General features: G+C 65.0%; 2 protein-coding genes. One reads left to right on the forward strand and one right to left on the reverse strand.

The annotated features are described in order from the left end of the window. Nucleotides 1-328: 328 nt before the first annotated feature. Nucleotides 329-532: a cold-shock protein gene (locus ACFYX0_RS48025; RefSeq protein ID WP_067045496.1), complete on the reverse strand. Its 204-nt coding sequence runs from the start codon at nt 530-532 to the stop codon at nt 329-331. A gap of 283 nt (nt 533-815) precedes the next feature. On the opposite strand from ACFYX0_RS48025, the gene ACFYX0_RS48030 reads away from it, so the two are divergent. Beyond that, nucleotides 816-986, forward strand: a complete 171-nt coding sequence (locus ACFYX0_RS48030) for a hypothetical protein (protein ID WP_388982238.1) — start codon at nt 816-818, stop codon at nt 984-986. Nucleotides 987-1044 lie beyond the last annotated feature (58 nt).

Raw genomic sequence — 1044 nt, forward strand, 5'->3', positions numbered from 1 at the left:
GATCTGATGCCGCAGCACCAGGATCTCGATGTCCTTGTCCCGATCACTCATCGGCAGTAGGCGCAGCAGCGCGAGCGCGTTGCTCACACCGATGTAGGCCAGTCGCAGCAGCACGGACGATCACGTTGCAGTGCTGATCGGCTTCCGCGCAACCGCGGCGTGAGCATCCATCGTCGAAGCTCCGCGAAGGCCGCCCACCGCCTCACCACCTGGGCGGATGGGGTTTTCGGCAAGGACAGGCCCCGGCAGGCGCAACCGGGGGCGGACGGGAACGAAGAAGCCCCAGCCGGGATGTACCCACCAGCTGGGGCCTCTCTTGCGTGTGGCGTTACAGGGGGCGGATGTTCTCCGCCTGCGGGCCCTTCTGGCCCTGCGTAACGTCGAACTCGACCTTCTGGCCCTCCTGCAGCTCGCGGAAGCCCTGGGCGACGATGTTCGAGTAGTGGGCGAAGACGTCGGGGCCGCCACCCTCCTGCTCGATGAAGCCGAAGCCCTTTTCCGCGTTGAACCACTTCACAGTGCCCTTGGCCATGTGCCTGTCTCCTTCGAGGGGGGACTCGTATCGGGTCCCGCACCGTGCGGGTCCCGGAGGTGATCGCCCTGGTCCGGAGAGGCGTTGAACAGCAAAAACGCCCGCGATGCGATCACGGGCGAACGGGACTTCGGAACCACGACTGCTGATTGCGACACTACACCGGCTGGTGTAGCTCGGCCACAAGACCCCACGACGACAACGCGACCCCCGTGGGGCAACCGCCGCCACTGACAGCCGTCCCCCGAATGCGCCTCACCTGCCGTTGGGCGAGGCTGAGGCTATGGCTGAGCATCGCGTGATCGTGTTCCCGCCCGGAGAGGGCGGCGGCCGTCGCATCCAGGTCGGCAGCCAGACGCTGGGAACCGCATACAGCCTGCATGACCTGAGCGTCTTCCTGGAGCGTGCCGGCGCCTGGAGGGGTCAGAACCTGCTCTCGGGTAAGTGTCCATGAGTGTCTTTTAGATGTCATGAGTGTTGTACGATCTTGTGCATGAACCTGACGGAATGGG

The sequence above is a fragment of the Streptomyces sp. NPDC002573 genome (assembly GCF_042889625.1).
GTDB lineage: Bacteria > Actinomycetota > Actinomycetes > Streptomycetales > Streptomycetaceae > Streptomyces > Streptomyces gibsoniae.

Bases quoted from the DNA above. Each gene is read 5' to 3' on its own strand.
- ACFYX0_RS48025 (WP_067045496.1), bottom strand. From the start codon at position 532: ATGGCCAAGGGCACTGTGAAGTGGTTCAACGCGGAAAAGGGCTTCGGC.
- ACFYX0_RS48030 (WP_388982238.1), top strand. From the start codon at position 816: ATGGCTGAGCATCGCGTGATCGTGTTCCCGCCCGGAGAGGGCGGCGGC.